We start from the raw sequence: 21,908 nt of genomic DNA on the forward strand, positions 1-21,908 counted from the left end.
CCGCAGCGGGCTTTTCTATGCCTGAAGCCCGAAAACTCGGCCTGTGGAATCTCTGGAAACTCTCCAGGTTTTCGCCATGAAAAAAGGCCGGGGCGAACCCCGGCCTCGTTCCCCTTCGACAGGCGGCGCCTACCAGATGCGGACGCGGTCGTCGGGCTTGAGATAGTATTTGGTCCCCGGCTGGACGTCGAAGGCGTCGTACCAGGCGTCGACGTTGCGCAGCGGGCCGATGACGCGGAACTGCGCCGCCGAGTGCGGATCGGTGGCGACCTGCTGCTTCAGCGCCTCGTCGCGATACTTCGACTGCCAGACCTGGGCCCAGCCGTAGAAGAAGCGCTGGTCGCCGGTCGTGCCGTCCAGCACAGGCGCGGGCCGTCCGTTCAGCGACAGGTGATAGGCTTCCAGACCCACGGCCACGCCCGAGGCGTCGCCGATGTTCTCGCCCATCGTCAGACCCGGATTGATGTGATAGCCGGGCAGCGGCTCATAGGTGGCGTACTGCTCGCCCAGGCGCGTGGTCAGGGCGTCGAACTTGGTCTTGTCCTCGGCCGTCCACCAGTTGCGCAGCACCCCGTCGCCGTCGGACTTGGAGCCCTGGTCGTCGAAGCCGTGGCCGATTTCGTGGCCGATCACGCCGCCGATGCCGCCATAGTTCACGGCCGGATCCGCGTCCGGATCGAAGAAGGGCGGCTGCAGGATGGCCGCCGGGAAGACGATCTCGTTATTGGCCGAGTTGTAGTAGGCGTTGACCGTCTGGGGCGTCATGCCCCACTCGCTCTTGTCCACCGGCTCGTTCAGACGGGCGAGATCGTAGTTCCATTCGAACAGGCCCTGGCGTTCGGCGTTGCCGACCAGATCGTCGGCGCGGATGTCGAGGCCGGAATAGTCGCGCCACTTGTCGGGATAGCCGATCTTGACGGTGAATTTGCGCAGCTTCTCCTGGGCGGCGGCCTTGGTCTCGGCCCCCATCCAGGTCAGGTTCTCGATCCGGTGCGACAGGGCGGTGCGCAGGTTGGCGACCAGTTCTTCCATCTTGGCCTTGGATTGGGCCGGGAAATACTGGCCGACGTACAGACGGCCCGTCGCCTCGCCCAGCGAACCCTCGGCGAAGGAGATGGCGCGCTTCTCGCGGCTGCGCTGCTCGGGCTGGCCGGACAGGTCGCGGGCGCGGAACTCCCACTGGGCGTCCGAGAAACGCTGCGACAGATAGGGCGCCATGTCGTCGGCGGTGTGGAAGGCCTCCCACGCCTGCAACAGCGCGACCGGCGTCTCGGCGTAGATCGCCGCGATCTTCGGCATGGCCGTGTTCTGACGCACGATCAGCCGGGGCACGCCGCCCAGCTTGGCCGCGTCGTAGTAAGCCTGCCAGTCGAAGCCCGGCGCCTGTTCGGCCAGTTGGCGAATGGTGAACTCGTTGTAGGTCTTGTCGCGGTTGCGGTTCTCGGCCGGGCTCCAGTGGGCGTCGGCGATCTTCTCTTCCAGGGCGACGATCTGGGCGGCGGTCTCGGCCGGGTCGGCCCAGCCGATCATGCCCAGCATCCGGGCCACATAGGCCTGATACTTCTCCTTCTTGTCCGCATAGCGGGCGTCCAGATAGTAGTCGCGGTTGGGCAGGCCCAGGCCCGACTGACCCGTCGAGACGACGTAACGGGTCGGCTGTTTGGCGTCGATGGTGATGCCGGTGCCGAAGAAGGAGCCGCCGAAACGGCCGACCGTCTGGCCCATATAGACAGCCATCTTCTCATGGCTGTCGGCGGCGCGGATGGCGGCCAGATACGGCTGCAACGGCTGGGCGTCCAGCTGATCGACGCGGGCCTGGTCGATGTAGGAGCGATAGGCGTCGGCGATCTTGGCCTCGTCCGAACCGGGCGCCAGGTCCGTGCGCGCGGCCAGGCCGGTGATCAGCCCCTTCATCCGGTTGTCCGACAGTTCGCGCAGCAGGGCGAAGGAACCGTAGCTGGTGCGGTCCGACGGAATGATCAGGGCGTCCACGGCCTTGCCGTTGGCGAAGCGGAAGAAGTCGTCGCCCGGCTTCACCGCCGTGTCGCGCCCGGCCATGTCGAAGCCCCAGGTCCCGTACTTGGGCGCCTCGGTTCCCTGCCAGCCGGCGGCGGTCTCCTCGCCCGAGAACAGAGAGACGATGGTGCAGGTCTCGTCCAGGCAGGCGTGGTCGTGATCGACGTCCTGGGCCAGGGCGGCGGAAGGCAGAAGAAGCGCGCCGACGGCGGCGCCGATGAGCAGTCTTTTCATCACAATATCCTAGCAGCCGCCCCTGACGGGCGGGTCGGGGCGGACCCTATCCCTGGCAGGGGTGGTGTCGCCTTAAAAAAAGTTCATGAAACGCACGCAGCGTCTCGTCACGGGCGCGCCGTCAGGGTTTGATGGCGGGACGGAGGGCGGATGCACGGACACGGCGGCGGCGATTACAAGGATCTGGTGGTCTTCCTGGCCGCGGCCGGGGTGATCGTGCCCCTGGTCAACCGGTTGAAGATCAGCCCCGTGCTGGGCTTCCTGGCCGCCGGCGTCGTCCTGGGGCCGGACGGCCTGGGCCGGTTCGCCGACCCCGCGCCCTGGCTGTCCTGGATCACCATCCGCGACCCCGCCCAGCTGGCCCAGTTGTCTGAACTGGGCGTCGCCTTCCTGTTGTTCATGATCGGGCTTGAGCTGTCGTGGGAACGGCTTCGCGCCATGCGGCGGCTGGTGTTCGGCCTGGGCATGATGCAGGTCGCGGCCTGCACGGTCGTGCTGTCGGGCGCCTTCATGCTGGCGGGCCAGTCGTTGGCCGGGGCGGCGGTGCTGGGCATGGGCCTGGCCCTGTCGTCCACCGCCGTGGTCATGCCGGTGCTGGCCGAACGGGGGCGGCTGAAGGGCGCGGTCGGCCGGTCGACCTTCGCCGTCCTTCTGGCGCAGGACCTTTCTGTCGCGCCGATCCTGATCACCGTCAGCGTCCTGGCCGCCGTGGCCCAGCAGGGCGGGACGCTGGACCCGCAGGTGCTGGGACGCTCGCTGCTGACCCTGGTTCCCGCCGCCATCGGCCTGGGCCTTCTGGTCCTTCTGGGGCGCGTGGTGCTGCGGCCGATGTTCCGGTCGGCAGCCCGGGCGCGCAAGGTCGATCAGGGCGGAGAATTGTTCGTGGCCGCCAGTCTTCTGGTGGTGGTCGGCGCAGGCCTGGCCGCCCAGGCCAGCGGCCTGTCCATGAGCATCGGCGCCCTGGTCGCCGGCGTCCTTCTGGCCGAGACCGAGTTCCGGCGCCAGGTCGAGGTGTCGATCGAACCCTTCAAGGGTCTGCTGCTGGGGGTCTTCTTCGTCGGCGTGGGCCTGGGGCTGGATCTGGACGCCGTCGCCGCCGACCCGGCCGGGATCATCGGCCTGGCCCTGGCGATCACGGCGGCCAAGGCGGTGGTCATCTTCGGCCTGGCGCGGCTGTGGGGGCTCGGCGCCCGCACGGCGATCGAGACGGCCCTGGTCCTGGCGCCGGCGGGAGAGTTCGCCTTCGTCGTCTTCGCCACGGGCATGGTGGAGGGGATCGCCTCGCCCCAGCTGACGACCACCGTCGCCCTGTCCGCCACCCTCAGCATCTTCTCCATCCCCCTGATGGCATTGCTGGGCCAGCGGATCGGGCGGCGCGCCGCGCCCCCGGCGAGCGCGGGGGCCGATGCGCCCGCCCCCGTCGAGACGGCCGACGGCGCGGTCATCATCGTCGGCTTCGGCCGGGTGGGCCGGCTGATCGGCGAAATGCTGAAGGCCCACGACCAGACCTTCATCGCCCTGGATTCCGACCCCGCCATCGTCGCCGCCGGCCGCCGCGACGGATTCGACGTCTTCTACGGCGATGCCGGTCGGCGCGAGATGCTGCAGCATTGCGGCGTGGCTTCCACCCGCGCCCTGGTCGTCACCATGGATACCCCCGCCAAGGTGGACGAGGTGGTGGCGACGGCGCGGTCCCTGCGCGACGATCTGATCCTGATCGCCCGCGCCCGCGACGACCAGCACGCCGTGCGCCTGTACAAGCTGGGCGTCACCGACGCCGTGCCGGAAACCACCGAGGCCAGCCTGCAGCTGGCCGAAAACACCCTGGTCGACCTGGGCGTGCCGATGGGGCTGGTCCTGGCCTCCATCCACGAACGCCGCGATCAATTCCGCCAGACCTTTCAGGCCGCCACGCCGCTGGATCGCCGCGACCGGCCGACCCGCGCCCTGCGATCGCGCCAGGTCTCGAATCGAGAAAGCTAAGCTTGGTCGATACAGGCGGGGGCGAGACTTCAACCTGCGCCGGACCCATTTTCGTCATGGTTCCGTGATGCAAGCTCCGTCTCTGTATTGCGCTTCCGTCTGGGGCAACCGTATCAGATCGACCGCCTTCCCCTCGGCCGACCCGTCCACCTGCAGGTCGATGCTGGAACGCTGACTTCCGAGAGTTGAAGTAAAGTAAAATATTGTTTTCATGACCGATTCCATTGCGATCTCCTCCCCCGAACCCCGCCTGAACCGTCGCCAGGCCGCCAAGATTCGCACGCGCCAGAAGGTTCTGGACGCCGCCCGTTCCCTGTTCGCCGAGCGGGGCTACGAGCCCGCGACCATCCGCGACATCGCCAAGGGCGCGGGCATGTCGACGGGCGCCGTCTTCGCCAACTTCCAGGACAAGGCCGAGCTGTTCGAGGCGGTGCTGACCGAGGACATGACGCGGCTGGCCGAAGTCGTCGAAGCCGGCGCGCCCGTCGGCCAACCGGTGCGCAACCGCCTGGTCGGCGCGCTCGGCGCCGGCTACCAGTCGTCGCTGGACCAGCTGCCGCTGTTCCGGGCCATCGTGGCTCGCTCGTGGTTCCAGCCCCTGGCCGCCGAGATGCGCGCGCGCGCCGCGACCAAGAACCTGCTTCTGGTCGTCGGCGGCCTGCTGCAGGACGCCGTCGCCAAGGGCGAGCTGCGCAAGGACGCGGACATCCGGCTGCTGGTCGAGCTCATCTGGGACGCCTATCTGTCGAACTATCGCCGCGCGGCCTACGACAACTGGGACGCCCAGGCCCTGTCCGATCACCTGGCCAAGCAGATCGACGTCATTCTGGCCGGCGCCCTGGCGGAATAAGGTCGCATCCGACTGACATCGAAAAGCCGGGTTCGCCACGCGGGTCCGGCTTTTTCTTTGGCCCGTCTTCCTCTTTGGCCTGTCCTCAGGTTCGACGCCGCAGGGTGACGTAGAAGGCGCCGTTCCCGCCGTGTCGCTGGTGCGCGACCGTATAGCCGGACACCACGGTGCGCAGCGCCGGGGCCTGCATCCAGTCGGCGAAGGCGGCGCGGATGACCCCGCCGCCCAGCCGGCCTTGCCCCGTGATGACCAGAACCGCCCGCATCCCGCGCGCCTGACAGCTGGTCAGGAAGCCGCGCAGCTGATCCTCGGCCTCGAACCGACCGAAGCCGTGCAGGTCGATGCGCGCCTCGATCGGGTCGCGTTCGCGCGCGATCCTCTGCTTGCGGCGCGGCTCCAGGTCCTCGGGCGCCTTGCGGGCGCGCGGCAGGCCGGGCAGGGTCTTGGCCGGGGCGGCCGGCGCGGGCGACAGGCGCTTGCTCGCCGGCCGCGCCATCGGCTTGGCGCCCGCCACGACCGAGGCCGCGGACGAATCGAGGGACAGCGCGGGCCCCTCGGTCGCGATCCGGGCGGCCTTGCGCAGGCGCGGCGGCGTGACCGAGCCGGCGACGCGCCCCCAGATGCGGCGGTCCTCGGGCGTCAGGCCGTTGTCGTCGCGTCCGGCGCCCTTTCGTTTCATGCGTCCGCGTCGTCCTCGATCAGGTCGCCGGGGCCGGGTTCGTGGACCAGCAGGTCGCCGGGCTGGCACTCCAGTTCGCGGCACAGGGCGTCCAGGGTCGAGAACCGCACCGCGCGCGCCTTGCCCGTCTTCAGGATCGACAGGTTCGCCACCGTCACCCCGACCCGGTCGGCGAGTTCGGTCAGCGACATGCGCCGTTCGACGAGAACGCGATCAAGCTGGACGCGGATGGCCATGCGGAAAACCCTACTGGAAACGGATCAGATCGTCAGTTCGGATTCGCGGCGCAGGCGCGCCCCCTCGCGGAACACCTCCGCCAGGACGAAGACGATCAGGACGGAGAAGATGGGGGTCAGCAGCTCGCCCAACCCTTGCGGATCCATGACCCCGGGCGCCAGGCGCGCGGCGACGAAGCCTTGGGCCAGCCAGACCCCGCCGGTCACGACGGCCAGGGTCAGGCCGATCTGGCGCAGGCGCCGGACATTGGCGGGATGGAACGGATCGCCCATGGTCAGGGTGCGGAAGATGCGACGCAGGCTGCGCAGGATCAGCATGAACCCGCCGAAATAGGCCGTCGCGGCGCCCAGGCCGAACAGCAGCAGCAGCCGCGTCAGGGGCAGCTGGCGTCCGCCCGACTGACCGCTGACGGTGATGTTGACGTTGTCCAGGGGAATGAAGATGGCGGCGATCAGCAACAGAAGCAGAAGCCCGGTGATCAGCCACAGAAGAACATAGGCGGCGTCCAGCGCCACCTTCAGCACGCTGGAGACGGAACCGGGGCCCAGCGCCCGCACAGGGGCGGCGACGGCGTCGATCCAGCGAGGCGCGCGCGCCGGCCTGCGCTTGAATGGATTTCGCGGCGTCGGCAGGCGCATGGCGGGTCGGCTCTCAGGCCGGGAGCGGGGGCGCGATGGCCACGCGGGGTCCGGCGAACCCGCGCGCGGCTCTATACATCGCGGTCTTGTTCAAGGTCGTCAAAGCTCTCGTGATCGATAAAGGCGCTGACCTGTTACGATTCAGAAGGCCTGGATCAGGATGGCGACCAGGGCGGTCGGCAGGGCGGCGATGAGGACCGTGTTGACAAAAGCGGCGCCGACCTTGTCCAGCCACATCGAGGTGTTCATCGTATGCATCGTGTTTCTCCGTCTGTTTGATTGGGCGATTATCGCCCGTTTGGTTTTTAGACCGCATGATCGTTTCCGTTTTCCCGGAAGTCCTGAACGGTGCGGCCCCGTTCCTGATGATCAATAGATAGACCGTGCGAAGCGTGAAATCACGTTACATATCGTTTAACGATATTAAACTTTGGCAATAGACTGTTTCAGGGATGTGATCGCCAATGAATCTGAAGCTTATCAGGGGGATGCGGATCGTCGCCGCCACCCACAATCCCGGAAAGGTCCCCGAGATCGCCGCCCTGCTTGGCCAAGATTACGAGATCCTAACCGCGGGTCAGCTGAACCTGCCCGAGCCGGAGGAAACCGAGACCACCTTCGCGGGCAACGCCATGCTGAAGGCGCGCCATGCCGCCCAGCTGTCGGGCGAGGTGGCCCTGGCCGACGATTCCGGCCTGTCGATCACGGCCCTGGACGGCGCGCCGGGCGTCTTCTCGGCACGCTGGGCCGGCCCGGCCAAGGATTTCGCCCTGGCCATCCGCAAGGTCGAGACGCGGCTGGAAGAGCGTGGCGATCCCGACCGGCGCGCCTGGTTCACCTCGGCCCTGGCCGTCGCCTGGCCCGACGGCCCGTGCGTCGTGGTCGAGGGCGTGGTCGAGGGCGAACTGACCTTCCCGCCACGCGGCGACCGGGGTTTCGGCTACGACCCCATCTTCATTCCCGACGGCGGAACCCAGACCTTCGGCGAGATGGAGCCGGCCGAAAAGGACGCGATCAGCCATCGCGCCCGCGCCTTCGCCAAGCTGCGGGCCGCCCTGATTGACTGATCCGCTGGACCCCGGGACGGACGTCGGCCTCTACGTCCATTGGCCCTATTGCGCCCGCATCTGCCCCTATTGCGATTTCAACGTCGTGCGCGATCGGGGTCGGACGGACGAGCAGGACCGGCTGGTCGAGGCGATCCTGGCCGATCTGGCGGCCCAGCGCGCCCTGACCGGGCCACGCCGCCTGGCGTCCGTCTTCTTCGGCGGCGGCACGCCGTCGCTGATGCGGCCGCAGGCGGCGGCCCGCATTCTGGACGCCGCGCGCGACCTTTTTCCCCCGGCGACGGACCTGATCGAGATCACGCTGGAGGCCAACCCCACCGACGCCGAGGCGGGCCGGTTCGCCGACCTGGCGCGCGCCGGCGTCAACCGTCTGTCGATGGGGGTGCAGGCCCTGGACGACGCGGCCCTGCGATTCCTGGGGCGCGATCACTCGGCGGCCGAAGCCCTGCGCGCCGTCGACCTGGCCCGCCGCGCCTTCGACCGCCTGTCCATCGACCTGATCTACGCGCGCCCGGACCAGACGCCGCGGGCCTGGAGCGCCGAACTGGAGGCGGCGCTGGCGATGGGGTTCGAACACGTCTCGCCCTACCAATTGACCATAGAATCTACGACCGCCTTCGGTCGCGCCCTGGCGCGGGGAAGCCTGGTCCCGCTCGACGAGGATCGCGCCGCCGCCCTCTATGAAACGACCCAGGCGGTGCTGAGCGGCGCCGGCTTCGACGCCTATGAAGTGTCCAACCATGCGCGAGGCGTCGCCGCCCGTTCGACCCACAATCTGCATGTCTGGCGCGGCGGCGACTATCTGGGCCTGGGTCCGGGGGCGCATGGCCGCCTGACCCTGGACGGCGTGCGCACGGCCACCGTCGCCCATCGCCGGATCGACGACTACATCGCAGGCGTCTCGGCGGGAACGCCCTGGGCCGAACAGGACCGCCTGTCGCCGGCCGACGCCGCCGAAGAGCGCCTGCTGCTGGGCCTGCGCACCGTCGAAGGCGCGCCGGCGGCCCTGCTGGCCGATCTCGGCCTGTCTCCGGAGACCGGGCGGGCGGCCGAACTGATCGTGGACGGCTTTCTTCGTGTCCAGGCCGGTCGTCTGATCGCCACCGCCAAGGGCCGCCCCGTTCTGGACGGCGTGTTGAAGGCCTTGCTGACCTGAACGATCAGCCCTTGCGCAGGCCCAGCATCCCCAGCCAGCCGCCGCTGGTCAGCAGGGCCACGTCCAGCAGGGCCAAGGGCAAAGGGGTCGAGACCGGGGCGGCGATGAAGCGCGACCGCCATTCGGGGCCGAACTTGCCCTTGTAGCTGCGCAGGCCCTGGAAGCCGTATAGCGCCCCGCCCTCCTCGAACACCAGGGCGCCGACGCGGGCGAACACCGGCGCCAGGCGCCGATCCTCCAGCCCCGCCAGCGGCGCCATGCCCAGGTCGAATCGGGCGATCCCCTCGGCCTTGGCCCACTGGGCGCAGCGGATGAACAGATAGTCCATCACCCCGTGCGGCGCGTCGGGCCGGTGGCGCATCAGGTCCACCGCCGCCTCGTCCGGCGCGATCAGCAGATTGGCGAAGGCGACGATCCGCCCCTCCTCGCGCACCACCGCCAGGGGCGTCAGATCCAGATAATCGGGGTCGAACCGTCCCAGGGAGAACGCCTTTTCGGCCCCCTCGTGCATCGCCAGCCACGCATCCGACACGGCCCTCAGCTCGTCAATGATGGGGCCGACCGAGCCGGGCGGCAGCACCTCGAACGAAGCCCCTTCCCGCTCGGCCCTGTTCACGGCGGTGCGCAGGTTCTGCTTGCCCTTGCCCTCGGTCGAGAAGTTGTGCGCGTCGATGACGGCCGTTTCGCCCACCTTGCGAACCGCCAGGCCCATGGTCGCGAGGTCGCCCAGTATGTCCTCGCCGACCGAATAGAAGACCGCCGCCCCGCCATAGCTGTCGGCCATTTCCGCGAAGGCCCACAGCAGCGGCAGACGTTCGCTTCTCAATCCCGCCGGCTCGCCCATGGCGATCCAGCGTCGCCCGCGCACCCGATAGGCCAAAAAGCTGCGGCCCGACGGGCTGAACAGCAGGGCCTTGTCGCCCAGCATGGCCAGCCAGGCCTCTGGCGTGGCGCGGTCGGCCTGGGCCAGGGCGGCCTGGGCGCGCCGAATATCCTCCGCGCTAGCGGGACCGTGGCTGTGCGCGCCGGGCGACCCCAGCAGCGATCGCCCGGCCACGACCACCGTCAGTATGGCCAGCATCAGGCCGGCCCGCAGGAACCCCGAGGCCTGACGGTCGGTCAGAAACCGCCACCACAGTTCGTCAGTATAGGTCACGTCGCGATAGGCGAAGAAGCCCAGCCACAGCATGGCCCCCACCACGGCGATCAGCAGCAGCAGCCAGCTGGGCCGCAACGGCTCGCTCAGCCGGGAACGACGATTGAAGGCGCTGCGGCACGGCGCCAGCAGCGCGGCGACGATCATCAGGTCTCGCGCCTCCTCCCAGTCCAGCCCCTTGAGAACGGAGAAGACCGCGCCCAGGATCAGCACCGCCAGGGCCGCCCAATAGGCCCCGCGCCGTCGGCGCCACAGGCCCGCCGACAGCAGGATCAGCAGGAAGGCCGCGATGCTGGCGACGAAGTGGGACAGGTCGATCAAGACAGGCGACACCACACCCGTCAGCCGACGCAGGCGGTCGTCGAAATCGGGCGTCACCGCCGAGGTCAACATCAAGCCGCCGGCCAGGAAGGCCAGGATGGCGAAAACCTGAGGCGTCAGTTCATAGACCAGCCCGGCCAGGCGGCGGACCAGTCCAGGCATTTGCGCGGCGCGTCGGGACAAGCGGGACCTGCTGATTCGGCGGAACGCCGCACCATAGACCATGAATCGTCGCACTGGGGCGAGGCCGGGGTCATTTCGGGGCGCACGAAACAATCCGTAACACGGCGAGTTTGTATCCTGCGGGCGTCGGGCCCGCGTAACCGGGGATACATCCCATGACGATCAAGACCTTCTTTCTGGCCAGCGCCGCCGCGACCGTTCTGACCGCCGCGCCGGCCCTGGCGCAAGAGACTCAGCCGGCTCAGGCCCCGGCGACGGCCCCGGCCGCCCAGCCCAGCCTGTCGCTGACGCCGGGCTCCACGGTTCGCGGTCCTGACGGCGACCTCGGCAAGCTGGAAGGTGTGCGCACGAACGCCGAAGGCAAGCAGGAACTGACCGTGCGAGGCGCGGACGGTCAACTGCGTGGCGTGCCCCTGGCCGGCATCCGTCAGGACGGCGAGGCTGTGGCTGTGGCCTACACCAAGGCCGAATTCGACGCCGCGGCTCCGATCGCCGGCGCTCCGGCCGCGTCCGAACCGACCGATCCGGCCGCTCCCCCGGCTTCAGATCCGTCCATGACCACCCCGCCGACCAGCGCGCCGACCCCGCCGCTGCCGACGGAACCCACCACGGAGCCGACGACCGAGCCTGCCGAGCCGACGACGCCTCCCACCCAACCCAACTAATTCAGGGCTGGAATGAAAAGGGCGGCCGGGACATCCCGGCCGCCTTTGTCATGCGCGGTCTTCACCGCGTGATCCGACAACAAAAAGGGCGGCGCCGAAGCGCCGCCCTTTCCGATGTTCGAAGCGTCGGCCTCAGGCGCGGCGCTTGATCAGGCCCAGCAGGAACAGCAGCAGGCACGATCCCAGGAAGGCGACGATCAGGGTCACGAAGTTGAACCCGCCGACCGGCGTACCCAGAAGATTGTTGGCGATGAAGCCACCCAGAAGCGCGCCGACGACGCCGACGATCAGATTGGTCAGCAGGCCGTGATTGCGGCCCATGACCTTTTCAGCGAGCCAACCCGCGACGACGCCGATGACCAACCATCCGATAAGACCCAAACCCATGCTCGTATCCTCCATTCAAAAGCCAAGCTGCATCCTAAATGCGCGTCCGCCCTCGGGGTTGCGTGCGATCGCCCCATTCTCGTCACAGGCGATCCGGCACGGGGGTTGCGTCCTGAAACGCGAACCGTCCCACGCCGGGACAGCGGGATCAGGAGCCGACGCCATGGCCGCCGAAATCGATCTTCACCTGGGCAAACGCCTGCGTCGCCGGCGTCGCCTGCTGGGCCTGACGCAGCAGCAGGTCGCCGTCCGCATCGGCGTCCGTTTCCAGCAGATTCAGAAATACGAATGCGGCGCCAATCGCGTATCGGCGGCCCGCCTGTGGGAACTGGCCGAAGCGCTGGAGAGTCCCGTCTCCTATTTCTACGAAGGCCTGACGGAGGCGTTGGAACGGCGCGAGGGCGCCGGCGGAGAGGTCTTTTCCCGCAAGGAGACGCTGGACCTGATCCAGGCCTATTACCAACTGGGCGAACGACCACGCCGTCGCCTGCTGGACCTGGCCAAGTCCCTGCATTCGGACGAGGTCGCGGCCTGACCCCGCGACAGAGGGCGCCCAAGCCGGTCGAACCGCGCTAAGAGGCGCCATGACCGAATATGAAGCCTTCGCCGTCGAACTGGCGCGAGAAGCCGCGCGCGTGACCCTGCCCTTCTTCCGCTCGGACATCGGGCACGAGGACAAGGGCGGCGCCGCCGGCTTCGACCCCGTCACCGAGGCCGACAAACAGGCCGAAGCCGCCATCCGCCGCCTGATCGCGGAACGCTATCCCGATCACGGCGTCATCGGCGAGGAGTACGGCGCGGACCGGCCGGACGCCGAACAGGTCTGGGTGCTGGACCCCATCGACGGCACCCGCGCCTTCATCTCGGGCCTGCCGCTGTGGACCACGCTGATCGCCCTGCGCCAGGAAAACCGCCCCACGGTCGGCGTCATCGCCCAACCCTATCTGGACGAAATCTTCGTCGGCGGCCCGTCCGGCGCGCGCCTCTTGCGCGGCCGGGCCGAGACGCCGCTGGCCGTGCGGCCGTGCCGAACCCTGGCCGAGGCCGTCATCTCGACCACCGACCCCGACATCTTCGACGCCGCCGAAGGCGCCGCCTGGACGCAGTTGCGCGGCGCCGCCCGCCTGGCCCGCCTGGGCTGCGACGCCTACGCCTACGCCATGGTCGCGGCCGGGCGGATGGACCTGGTCGCCGAGACCAGCCTGAAGCCCTGGGACTGGTCGGCCCTGGTTCCCATTATCGAGGCCGCGGGCGGCCGGGTCGTAAACTGGCGCGGCGCGACGCCCGACGCCGACGGCCGGATCCTCGCCGTCGGCGACCCCCGCCTGATCGCCCAGGCCCTGCCGCTGCTGGAGCGGGCGGCGGTTTAGCGGGCGGCATGAGCGGACGGATCGAATGTCGGCGATGGGTGGGAAGCGAACGCTAGCGAACCTCCCATCGTGCAAAAGCGTAGTAGCTATCGCCAGCCGGGGGAAAACCATCATCGGTGGTCTGCGCAGTCGCTCTTTGCTGAACGCGTATCGCCCATGCGCCGAACGAAGAACCCGTCTCCGACTCATCGACAAGACTGCATGCCGTCGTCACGCCGCGTTCGCCTAGAGCGCACTTCAACAGCGCCCATCCCTTTCCTATCCCATCGATAGGCATCGTCGTTATTAGGTTTCGCGGCACTCTTATCCGGAGCTCGGCAGGGCACCAAAGCCGAGATCCTGTCGCTGGATCACGTTCGGATAGTTCACAAACAACAGGCTCAGGTCGCGCTGCGGCAGGCGGCGCCGCCTGACTAATAGCGAACAACATCGTGACGATGATCATCAGCCCTCCTAGGTTCAATCCACCAACGGTCCCAATGGATCATGAACGGATCCGATACAGGCTCACAGAGCAGCTACCGCCAAGCCGCGTATTTCCGCCAGGTCGACCTTTGAACCAAAGTCGAAATCCCTAGCCTCGCACCCATCGGCCTAGCACGCTTGCAGCCCGTGTTAAGCTCCGCGTCCGGTCTTTGACATTGCGACGCCTACCGGACCGATCGGACTCATCGGACTGTCTTTTTTCGAGTCCGATTTCGCCGTCAGGCCACCGACGGGGTCGCGGCGGTCACGTCCTCGGTGCGGGCTGACGGGTCGCGCGCGGCGTCCGACAGGGGCGCGACCATGTCCGCCATGGCGTCGAACTCGCGCAGGAATTCGGCGCGCATCTCGTCGGCCTCCATGATGACCTCGTGCTTGGCGCGCAGGACCTCGACATAGCGGCCTCGGGGCAGGCGCCGCGCGGCCCAGCGATTGGTCTGTTTCCACACCACGTCGTCGGCGTCGGCCTGGACGATGGCGACGGGGATTCGCACCTGTTTCAGCGCCTTGGGCTTCAGCGCCCGCTCCCCGGCGTCCAGCGCGAAGGCCAGCCAGCCGTAGGTCGGCCCGCCGATGCCCAGGTGCGGACAGGCGAACAGCTGCTGACGCCACGCCTCGTAGCGCGCCCGGTCCGAGGTCAGGGCGTCCTCCTCGAAATTGTGATCGAAGGGGTCGTCCGGATCACCCAGCACATAGTCGCCCGCCAGACCGTGACGAATGTTCCAGCGCACCGCCAGCTTGACCGACCACATCGACCGCTTGCCCGTCTTGATCCGCAGCATCGGGCTGGACAGGACCGCGCCCGCGAAACGGTCCTCGCCGGCCTCCAGGCTGAGCAGGTTCAGACAGGCGCCCATGGAATGGCCGACCATGATCCAGGGCTTCGGCGCCCGATCCTCGAAGGCGGTCAACAGCCGGCCGTAGTCGTCCAGGAACTCCTCCACCGCGCGGGCGTGGCCCTTCAGCCGATCCGGCAGCAGCCGCGCCGACAGCCCCTGCCCGCGCCAGTCGTGGGCCAGCACGCACCAGCCGCGCGCCAGGAAGTTGCCGATGACCTCGTAGTATTTCTCGATCGGTTCGGTGCGGCCGGGGCTCAGGACCACCGTCCCCCTCGCCTGGCCCTGGGCCAGATGGGTCGGGGTCCAGAAGGCGGCGCGCAGGCGCATGCCGCCGGCCCCGCGGAACCAGTCGCCCCTGCCTCCCGGCGGGGGCGCGGCGCCGGGAACTCCCATCAGGGGGGCGTTGGCGGCGAAGGCTTGGGCGCGGTTCACTCGGGCTTCCTGAACTTCAAGGTCATGCGGTCGCTTTCGCCGATCGCCTCGAACTTGGCGCGGTCGAAGGCGGGATCGGCGGGCTGGTCCTTCGGCGCGGTCAGGCGCGTGGGCGGCAGGGTGTCGACGCCGAAGGGGTGTTTCTTGGTGTCTTTCGGGTTGGCGTTGATCTCGGAGGATTCGACGAAGACGAAGCCCGCCTCCTGGGCCAGCTGCCGCACGAACGCCTCCTGGACATAGCCGTTCGCGGCGACCGGGTCCTGGTCCTCTTCCGGCGCCAGGCGATGCTGTTCCACGCCCAGGACGCCGCCGGGCCGCAGGGCCGAAAAGGCGTCCGAAAAGGCCTTTTCGGCGATCCCCGCCGCCATCCAGCCATGCAGGGTGCGCATGAACAGGCACAGGTCCGCCGTGCCCGCCGGGGCGACAGGCCCGGAGGTCGCGCCGAAGGTCGTGAATCGCGGCTCTCCGTACAGCTTCTTGTCGCTGCTGAAGCGGGTCTTGAAGGCCGTGTTCAACGTGACCTGGGCAGGGTCGGCGGTCGGCCCCTCCGGGAACAGGGCCGCCACATAGGTCCCGCCGCCGCGCGCCAGATAGGGGGCCAGAATCTCGCTGTACCAGCCGCCGCCGGGCCAGAACTCCACCACCGTCATGCGCGGCTGAAGACCGAAGAACCGCAGCGTCTCCATCGGGTGGCGATGGGCGTCGCGGGCCCGATCCTGCGGCGTGCGCCATGGGCCGGCGACCGCCCATTCCAGCGACCCTTCCGGCGGCCCCGCGGGCGCGGCGGGCGCCGGCGCGGCCGGGGTCTTGTCGTCCTTGCGCCCGCAGGCGGCGACGCCGGTCAGGACAAGGGTGGTCGCCCCGGCCAGAAGGAACCGGCGCGACGGACCGCCGCAGACCGCAGGATGATCAACCATCGAAAACTCCCGCAGGACGCCGACCCCCGCGCCAGCAAACCTTGGTCAGACGGGATTAGTCAGGTTCGCCGTCCCGGTCAAAACGCGATCGTCTATTCCGGTTTCCGCAGGCGCAGCGTCATTCGGTCGCTTTCGCCGATCGCGTCGAAGGCGGCGCGTTCCTCGGCGGTCAGGCGACGCGCCGCGGGATCGTTCGATTGCGCCGACTTGCGCACCGGCGGCAGGGTCCAGACGCCGAACGGATGGTCGTGATCGTCCTTCGGGTTGGCGTTCAGCTCGCTGCGGGCCTCCAGCACGAAGCCGGCGTTCTGGGCTTCGCGGATGACGTAGCTTTCGGGGACGTAGCCCGTCGACGCGACATCGGCCACGTTCAGGCCCTCGGCGCTGCGGTGCTGTTCGATGGCCAAAACCCCGCCCGGTTTCAGCGCCCGGAAGAAGGCCTGCAGATAGGGCTGGGTCCGGCCGTCGCGCGACCAGTTGTGGAAGGCGCGCGCCACCAGGATGAAGTCCGCCGTCCCGTCGGCCGCGCCCATCGACTCCAGCGGCTTGTCGACCGCCACATAGCGGCCGCCGGTCGCGGCGGCGTAGGGCTCCAGGATGTGGCGCCACCAGCTGGCGCCGCCCGGCTCGATCTCCACCACCGTCATGCCGGGCGTCAGACCCCAGAAGGTCAGGGATTCATAAGGGTGACGGGCGGCGTCGCGGGCGCGGTCGGCGGCCGGTCGGCTCTGCGCCGCCACCGCCGCCTGAAGCGCCGTGTCCTCGGTCAGGGTCGGCATGGCGCTGGACAGGGCCGAACGCGGCGGCGTCCAGGCGCCTTCGGTCTGGGCCGCCGGCGGAGCGGACGACTGAGCCAGGGCCGGAACAGCCGTCGCGACGAAGGCGGCGGTCGTGGCGAGGACGGCGAGGCCGGAAAAGACTGAACGCATGAGCGATGTCCTGAAAAGCGATCGCGCCGTCTTACGGCGCGGGGCGGCCGACGCATAGCGCGATCCCGCCGTTCCGGCGATTCGCCGCAGGCCAGTTTCGCGACCCCCTTGACGCCTGACGCGGCCATCCCATCTGACCTTGCGAGAGCGCCGATACCGGGCTCTCCGGACTGACGGCGCCGATAGTGGGCCGCCCGTCTGAAACCCGACCGTCCGGGCTGAATCGCCGGGCGGCTCAACCTTGCTGATCCTCAGGAGGATGTGCTGATGCGTACCTATGACCTCTCCCCGCTGTATCGTTCCGCCGTCGGATTCGACCGTCTGGCCAACCTGCTGGAAAACGCCGCGCGTTCGAGCCAGGACAGCGGCTACCCCCCCTACAATATCGAGACCCTGGGCGAGAACGCCTATCGCATCGAGATCGCCGTCGCGGGCTTCACCCCTGACGAGCTGAACATCGAGGTGAAGGAAAACCTGCTGACCGTGACGGGCCGCAAGAGCGCCAACGACGATGTCGTCCCGCAGAAGACCTATCTGCACCGCGGCCTGGCGGAACGCGATTTCGAGCGCCGCTTCCAGCTGGCCGACTATGTCGTCGTCACCGACGCCAACCTGGTCAACGGCCTGCTGACGATCACATTGAAGCGCGAACTGCCCGAGGCGCTGAAGCCCCGCCGCGTCGAAATCGGCGTCGGCCAGCCGCTGATCGAGGGCGAGATGGAAACGACGGCCAAGGCGGCCTGATCCGTCGCACTTCGAGACTGAGGGAAAGGGCGGCGTTCGCGCCGCCCTTTTTCTATGCGGTGAAGCGGGCGAAGGCCGCAACCACCTGGGCGTAGGCGTCGCGCTTGAACGGCACGATCAGGTCGCACGCCTCCGACAGATCGCCCCAGCGCCAGGCGTCGAACTCCACCTCGTCCTCGGCCTGGAGGTCGATCTCGTCGTCCTGGCCGGTGAAGCGGAAGGCGAACCACATCTGCTTCTGCCCCTTGAAGCCGCGCCAGGCCTTGGCGTTGTTCATCGCCTCGGGCGGGAAGTCGTACAGGATCCAGTCTTCGGTCCGGCCCAGAAGTTCGACGGAGGTGACGCCCGTCTCCTCGCGCAGCTCGCGAACGGCGGCGTCCAGCAGGTCCTCGCCCTTGTCCACGCCGCCCTGGGGGAACTGCCAATTATAGGGGCCGGGCGTCGCATGACGGCGACCGTACCAGACCTGGCCCGCGCGGTTGAACAACACCACGCCGACATTGGGGCGGTAGGCGGAGTGGTCGGCCGTCACCGACCGGGCCGCATCGTCATGGCGGAGGCGGGCGCCAGTTGCAGGCCGCGCTGCTCCAGCCCGGCGCTCCAGCGGGCGGCGGCCTCCACCGTCACCGGATAGGAGAAGCCTGTTCCCAGGGCCGAGCCGCGCAGCTTGGCCTGGGCCTCCAGGCCGTTCAGGGCCGAGACGATGGCGGCCGGCGATTGCGTCTGGTCGATGATCCGGTCGGCGCTGGCCCGCGCCCAGGCGCCGGGGCGACGCTGGAACGAGCCGTCGTCCAAGAAGGATATCCCACGTTGACGCAGGATCGTCAGGAAGGCGCCCATGCCGGCGTCCGAGGCGGCGAAACGGTCGCCCAGATAGTTGGTCACGCCGAAATAGCCAGTGGCGCGGCCCAGCAGCCATTCCATCTTGGCCTGGACGTCGTCCGGACCGCCGTCGGCCAGCAGGGTGTAGGGACCGGGGTCGTTGTTGGGATAACCGGTCGGCTCCATCGGCATTTCCAGCATGACCTCGTGACCCTGGGCCCGCGCCTGGTCGATCCAGGACTGGAGGTTCTCGGCATAGGGCACGAAGCTCAGCGTCACTTCCGGCGGCAGACGCTCGATGGCCGCCCGGGTCGTCACCGCGTTCAGGCCCAGGCCGCCGACGATCAGGGCCACGCGCGGCTTGCCGTTGGGGCGGAACGGCCGGGCGTAGGCCTGGGCCGGCACCCGGCCGTCAGGCGCGATCATGGGCAGGGGGCCGTTGGGACCGGGCTGGGACAGGCCGGCGATGGGCGCGCGAGCCAGGGGCGAGGCCGCATGGACGGGCGCCGAATAGGCCGCGCCGCCGCCGGCGACGCTGGCGCCGTCCGGCAGGGTGATCACCGCCTCGCCGCCCATGGCGGCCGGGTCGCCGCCGCCGCCGGTCAGATTCTGATACAGGCCCATGGCGCCGCTGGAGAAGGCGTCGAAGCCGGAGGGCGCGGGGGCGGGCGCGGCCTGCTCGCGCTCCAGGGCGACGCGGGCCGAGGGCGAACCGGCGCGGGGGTCGCCCAGCACCGTCAGGAACAGGGCGCTGGTGGTCAAAAGGAACAGGCCGGCCAGGCCCGCGATCACCGGCGGCTTCTTCAGCGCGGCGACGACGGGCTTCATCCCCATCCGGCTGCGCGGACGGGGCGCGAGACCGGCGGTGGCGGCGAGGGCGGATTGGCGTTTGGCGAACATGGTTGAGAGCCGGGACCGAAGACGGAATCCTTCCATCCGATCTTCGCCCCGACGCGGTTAATAAACCCTAACGGCGGGTTCACCATGATTTCCGACCTGCCGCCCGACTTGGCCCCTCGGACACGTTTCGTGCGTTGACGGGACGGTTTGCACGACTTCACATGCGCCCCTCCCCGCCGAACGCTCAGGACGCCACAATGAACAACCCCGCCGCCGACGACGCCTTGCGCGACGAAGTCCGCCTCTTGGGCGGCCTGTTGGGGGAGGTCATCCGCGCCGAGGGCGGCCAGGCCCTGTTCGACCAGGTCGAAGCGGTGCGGCAGGCCTCCATCGCCTATCACCGCGACCCGGCGTCCCATCCGGCCAAACGACTGGAACGGCTGCTGACCGCCCTGCCGGTCGATCAGGCGGCCGGACTGGCGCACGGCTTCGCCCTGTTCTCGCTTCTGGCCAATATCGCCGAGGACCGGGCCGGCCGTCGTCGCGCCCGCGACCAGGCCGAGGCGGGCGCCCGGCCCGACACGCCCGAGGGCGCGCTGAAGCGTCTGGCCGACCAGGGCGTGGATCGCGAGGCGGTTCGCGCCCTCCTGGACGAGGCCCTCATCTCGCCGGTCCTTACCGCCCACCCGTCCGAGGTTCGGCGCAAGAGCGTGATCGACCGGATCGCCGCCATATCCGACCTGCTGGACGCCTGCGACCGCGCCGGCGACGCCTGCGATCCGGCGATGCTGAACGAGCCGCTGCGCCGCCAGATCGTCATCCTGTGGGCGACCCGCCTGGTGCGTAGTCAGGGTCTGGTCGTGCAGGACGAGATCGACACCGTCGTCTCCTTCCTGGACCGCATCTTCCTGCATGTGGCGCCGCGCCAGCTGGCGGCGTGGCGGCGTCTGCTGGAAGCGCCGGACCTTCAGCCCTTCATGCGCGTCGGCACATGGGTGGGCGGGGACCGCGACGGCAACCCCAATGTCGACGCCGCCGTCCTGACCGCCGCCTTCCGCACCCAGGCGCGGGCCGTTCTGAGCTTCTATCTGGACGAGACGCACGCCCTGGGCGCCGAGCTCAGCCTGGCCGCCGACCTGGCCCAGGTCTCGCCGGAACTGACCGCCCTGGCCGATGCGGCCCACGATCCGTCGCCCCATCGGGCGGACGAGCCCTATCGCCGCGCCCTGACCGGGATTTACGCCCGCCTGGCGGCGACGCATGAGACGTTGGGCGGCGCGCCGCCGCCGCGTCGCCCGGCGGTTCAGGCCGAACCCTATCCGGGGCCCGACGCCTTCGAGGCCGATCTGCGCGTGTTGCACGACAGTCTGGTGGCCCACAACGGCGCCGTCTTCGCCGACGACCGGCTGAACGACCTGATCACGGCGGTCGAGGTGTTCGGCTTCCATATGGCCACGCTGGACCTGCGCCAGAACTCCGACGTTCACGAACGGGTGGTCGCAGACCTGCTGAAGGTCGCCGACGTCTGTCCGGACTACGCCGCCCTGGACGAGGAGGGACGGCTGGCGCTGTTGGCGGCCGAACTGGCCTCGCCGCGCCTGCTGTTCAGCGCCTATGCCGACTATGCGCCCGAGACGCTGAAGGAACGCACCATTCTGCAGGCGGCGGCCCAGGCCCTGGCCGCCTTCGGCCCCCAGGCCATCCGCACCCATATCGTGTCCAAGACCGATGCGGCCTCGGACCTTTTGGAAGTCTATCTGCTGCTGAAGGAGGTCGGCCTCTTCCGACCGGAAAACCCCGCCGCCTGCCCGGTCCAGGCCGTGCCTCTGTTCGAGACCATCGAAGACCTGCGCGCCGCCCGCCCGACCCTGGAACGCCTGCTGCGGGAACCCTCGGCCCTGGCCGTGGCCCAGGCGCGCGGGGTGCAGGAGGTGATGATCGGCTATTCCGATTCCAACAAGGACGGCTCCTACCTGACTTCGGGCTGGGAGCTGCACGAGGCGTCGCGCGCCCTGGTCGAGGTGACGCGCGCGCACGGTCTGAGGCTGCAGCTGTTCCACGGCCGCGGCGGCACGGTCGGGCGCGGCGGCGGCTCGGCCTTCGCCGGCGTCCTGGCCCAGCCGGACGGCACGGTGCAGGGCCGTATCCGCACCACCGAACAGGGCGAGGTCATCGCCAACAAATACGGCGAGCCCGAGATCGCGCTGAGGAATCTGGACGCCCTGACCTGCGGGGCGGTCCTGGCGTCCCTTGGAACCGGACGCGACCAAAGCTTCACGGCCGAACACGGGCGGATGCTGTCGAACCTGTCGGCCCGGTCCATGGCCGCCTATCGCAAGCTGGTTTATGAGACCGAAGGCTTCGTCGACTACTATCGGGCCGCCACCCCCATCGCCGAGATCGCCGACCTGAAGATCGGGTCGCGCCCGTCGTCGCGCACCGCCTCGCCCCGCATCGAGGACCTGCGCGCCATTCCCTGGGTGTTCAGCTGGTCGCAGAGCCGGGTGATGCTGCCCGGCTGGTTCGGCTTCGGCTCGGCCGTTCAGGGCTGCGACATGGACGAACTGAAGGCGATGGCCGAGGCCTGGCCCTTCTTCAAGACCCTAGTGCAGAACATGGAGATGGTCATGGCCAAGGCCGACATGACCATCGCCCGGCGCTATGCGACCCTGGTCCCCGACGCCTCGCTGGCGGCGCGCATATACGGAGAGATCAAGGCCGAGTGGGACCGCACCCACGCCGCCGTTCTGGCGGTGACGGGGCACGACAAGCTGCTGGGCGGCCAGCCCGAGCTGGACCGGCTGATCCGCCTGCGGATGCCCTATGTCGAGCCGCTGAACCACGTCCAGATCGAACTGATCCGACGCCGCCGCGCCGGCGACGACGATCCCCGCGTCCGCGAAGGCATCCTTCTGGCGATCAACGGCGTCGCGGCTGGCTTGAGGAACAGCGGCTAAGGC

The 21,908-nt window shown here is 68.9% G+C and carries 20 protein-coding genes; 9 read left to right on the forward strand and 11 right to left on the reverse strand.

What is annotated here, in order from left to right:
- Positions 1 to 129 precede the first annotated feature (129 nt).
- Positions 130 to 2,250, reverse strand: coding sequence for a M13 family metallopeptidase (locus tag ACWPV3_RS02275; protein WP_453976678.1), 2,121 nt, complete (start codon positions 2,248 to 2,250; stop codon positions 130 to 132).
- A 150-nt stretch (positions 2,251 to 2,400) separates the two neighbouring features.
- Between ACWPV3_RS02275 and ACWPV3_RS02280 the strand changes: the two genes are divergently transcribed.
- Together ACWPV3_RS02280 and ACWPV3_RS02285 are read left to right on the forward strand one after the other, a co-directional pair.
- Positions 2,401 to 4,233 (forward strand): cation:proton antiporter domain-containing protein, encoded by a 1,833-nt coding sequence (locus ACWPV3_RS02280; RefSeq protein WP_453976679.1) that lies wholly within the window; start codon positions 2,401 to 2,403, stop codon positions 4,231 to 4,233.
- Between the two features lie 211 nt (positions 4,234 to 4,444).
- Positions 4,445 to 5,083, forward strand: a complete 639-nt coding sequence (locus tag ACWPV3_RS02285; protein WP_453976680.1) for a TetR/AcrR family transcriptional regulator — start codon at positions 4,445 to 4,447, stop codon at positions 5,081 to 5,083.
- An 85-nt stretch (positions 5,084 to 5,168) separates the two neighbouring features.
- Here the strand turns inward: ACWPV3_RS02285 and ACWPV3_RS02290 are convergent, their stop codons facing one another.
- Genes ACWPV3_RS02290 through ACWPV3_RS02300 form a run of 3 tightly spaced genes read right to left on the reverse strand, consistent with a single transcriptional unit; the run spans position 5,169 to position 6,637 of the window.
- Positions 5,169 to 5,762, reverse strand: coding sequence for a Smr/MutS family protein (locus ACWPV3_RS02290; RefSeq protein ID WP_453976681.1), 594 nt, complete (start codon positions 5,760 to 5,762; stop codon positions 5,169 to 5,171).
- Positions 5,759 to 5,998, reverse strand: coding sequence for a helix-turn-helix domain-containing protein (locus ACWPV3_RS02295; RefSeq protein WP_292088829.1), 240 nt, complete (start codon positions 5,996 to 5,998; stop codon positions 5,759 to 5,761). The genes ACWPV3_RS02290 and ACWPV3_RS02295 overlap by 4 nt, the downstream gene beginning before the upstream one ends.
- Before the next feature lie 24 nt (positions 5,999 to 6,022).
- On the reverse strand, positions 6,023 to 6,637 hold the full coding sequence (locus ACWPV3_RS02300) for a DUF2975 domain-containing protein (protein ID WP_292177708.1): 615 nt from the start codon (positions 6,635 to 6,637) through the stop codon (positions 6,023 to 6,025).
- A 464-nt stretch (positions 6,638 to 7,101) separates the two neighbouring features.
- Here ACWPV3_RS02300 and rdgB point away from each other — a divergent pair, with 464 nt between their 5' ends.
- Entirely contained in the window at positions 7,102 to 7,704 is a 603-nt protein-coding gene (gene rdgB, locus ACWPV3_RS02305) for an RdgB/HAM1 family non-canonical purine NTP pyrophosphatase (RefSeq protein WP_453976682.1), read from the forward strand.
- Positions 7,697 to 8,860: a radical SAM family heme chaperone HemW gene (hemW, locus tag ACWPV3_RS02310; protein ID WP_453976683.1), complete on the forward strand. Its 1,164-nt coding sequence runs from the start codon at positions 7,697 to 7,699 to the stop codon at positions 8,858 to 8,860. Before rdgB ends, hemW begins: the two co-directional genes overlap by 8 nt.
- Before the next feature lie 4 nt (positions 8,861 to 8,864).
- Here hemW and ACWPV3_RS02315 read toward each other — a convergent pair whose 3' ends face one another.
- A complete protein-coding gene (locus ACWPV3_RS02315) occupies positions 8,865 to 10,499 on the reverse strand; it encodes a GNAT family N-acetyltransferase (RefSeq protein ID WP_453976684.1) in 1,635 nt (544 codons plus the stop codon).
- A 176-nt stretch (positions 10,500 to 10,675) separates the two neighbouring features.
- On the opposite strand from ACWPV3_RS02315, the gene ACWPV3_RS02320 reads away from it, so the two are divergent.
- Positions 10,676 to 11,185: a hypothetical protein gene (locus tag ACWPV3_RS02320; RefSeq protein ID WP_453976685.1), complete on the forward strand. Its 510-nt coding sequence runs from the start codon at positions 10,676 to 10,678 to the stop codon at positions 11,183 to 11,185.
- A 132-nt stretch (positions 11,186 to 11,317) separates the two neighbouring features.
- Here the strand turns inward: ACWPV3_RS02320 and ACWPV3_RS02325 are convergent, their stop codons facing one another.
- Entirely contained in the window at positions 11,318 to 11,572 is a 255-nt protein-coding gene (locus tag ACWPV3_RS02325) for a GlsB/YeaQ/YmgE family stress response membrane protein (RefSeq protein WP_292177692.1), read from the reverse strand.
- A gap of 163 nt (positions 11,573 to 11,735) precedes the next feature.
- Between ACWPV3_RS02325 and ACWPV3_RS02330 the strand changes: the two genes are divergently transcribed.
- Together ACWPV3_RS02330 and hisN are read left to right on the forward strand one after the other, a co-directional pair.
- Entirely contained in the window at positions 11,736 to 12,107 is a 372-nt protein-coding gene (locus ACWPV3_RS02330; protein ID WP_453976687.1) for a helix-turn-helix domain-containing protein, read from the forward strand.
- A 49-nt stretch (positions 12,108 to 12,156) separates the two neighbouring features.
- Positions 12,157 to 12,942 carry a histidinol-phosphatase gene (gene hisN, locus ACWPV3_RS02335; protein WP_453976688.1) on the forward strand — a complete coding sequence of 262 codons (786 nt, stop codon included), beginning with the start codon at positions 12,157 to 12,159 and terminating at the stop codon, positions 12,940 to 12,942.
- A 704-nt stretch (positions 12,943 to 13,646) separates the two neighbouring features.
- Here the strand turns inward: hisN and ACWPV3_RS02340 are convergent.
- The 3 genes from ACWPV3_RS02340 to ACWPV3_RS02350 form a co-directional block, all read right to left on the reverse strand.
- Entirely contained in the window at positions 13,647 to 14,696 is a 1,050-nt protein-coding gene (locus ACWPV3_RS02340) for an alpha/beta fold hydrolase (protein WP_453976689.1), read from the reverse strand.
- Entirely contained in the window at positions 14,693 to 15,613 is a 921-nt protein-coding gene (locus ACWPV3_RS02345) for a class I SAM-dependent methyltransferase (RefSeq protein WP_453976690.1), read from the reverse strand. Before ACWPV3_RS02345 ends, ACWPV3_RS02340 begins: the two co-directional genes overlap by 4 nt.
- 92 nt (positions 15,614 to 15,705) lie before the next feature.
- Complete coding sequence (locus ACWPV3_RS02350; protein ID WP_453976691.1) at positions 15,706 to 16,542, reverse strand: class I SAM-dependent methyltransferase; 837 nt, start codon at positions 16,540 to 16,542, stop codon at positions 15,706 to 15,708.
- Between the two features lie 267 nt (positions 16,543 to 16,809).
- On the opposite strand from ACWPV3_RS02350, the gene ACWPV3_RS02355 reads away from it, so the two are divergent.
- Entirely contained in the window at positions 16,810 to 17,286 is a 477-nt protein-coding gene (locus ACWPV3_RS02355; RefSeq protein ID WP_292088842.1) for an Hsp20 family protein, read from the forward strand.
- 52 nt (positions 17,287 to 17,338) lie between these two features.
- Here ACWPV3_RS02355 and ACWPV3_RS02360 read toward each other — a convergent pair whose 3' ends face one another.
- Both ACWPV3_RS02360 and ACWPV3_RS02365 read right to left on the reverse strand, forming a co-directional pair.
- On the reverse strand, positions 17,339 to 17,818 hold the full coding sequence (locus tag ACWPV3_RS02360) for an RNA pyrophosphohydrolase (RefSeq protein ID WP_453976692.1): 480 nt from the start codon (positions 17,816 to 17,818) through the stop codon (positions 17,339 to 17,341).
- Entirely contained in the window at positions 17,815 to 19,008 is a 1,194-nt protein-coding gene (locus ACWPV3_RS02365; protein WP_453976693.1) for a divergent polysaccharide deacetylase family protein, read from the reverse strand. The genes ACWPV3_RS02360 and ACWPV3_RS02365 overlap by 4 nt, the downstream gene beginning before the upstream one ends.
- Positions 19,009 to 19,205: 197 nt before the next feature.
- Between ACWPV3_RS02365 and ppc the strand changes: the two genes are divergently transcribed.
- On the forward strand, positions 19,206 to 21,905 hold the full coding sequence (gene ppc / locus ACWPV3_RS02370) for a phosphoenolpyruvate carboxylase (RefSeq protein ID WP_453976694.1): 2,700 nt from the start codon (positions 19,206 to 19,208) through the stop codon (positions 21,903 to 21,905).
- The last annotated feature ends 3 nt before the right edge of the window (positions 21,906 to 21,908 follow it).

The organism is Brevundimonas sp. Marseille-Q4549 (assembly GCF_976940555.1).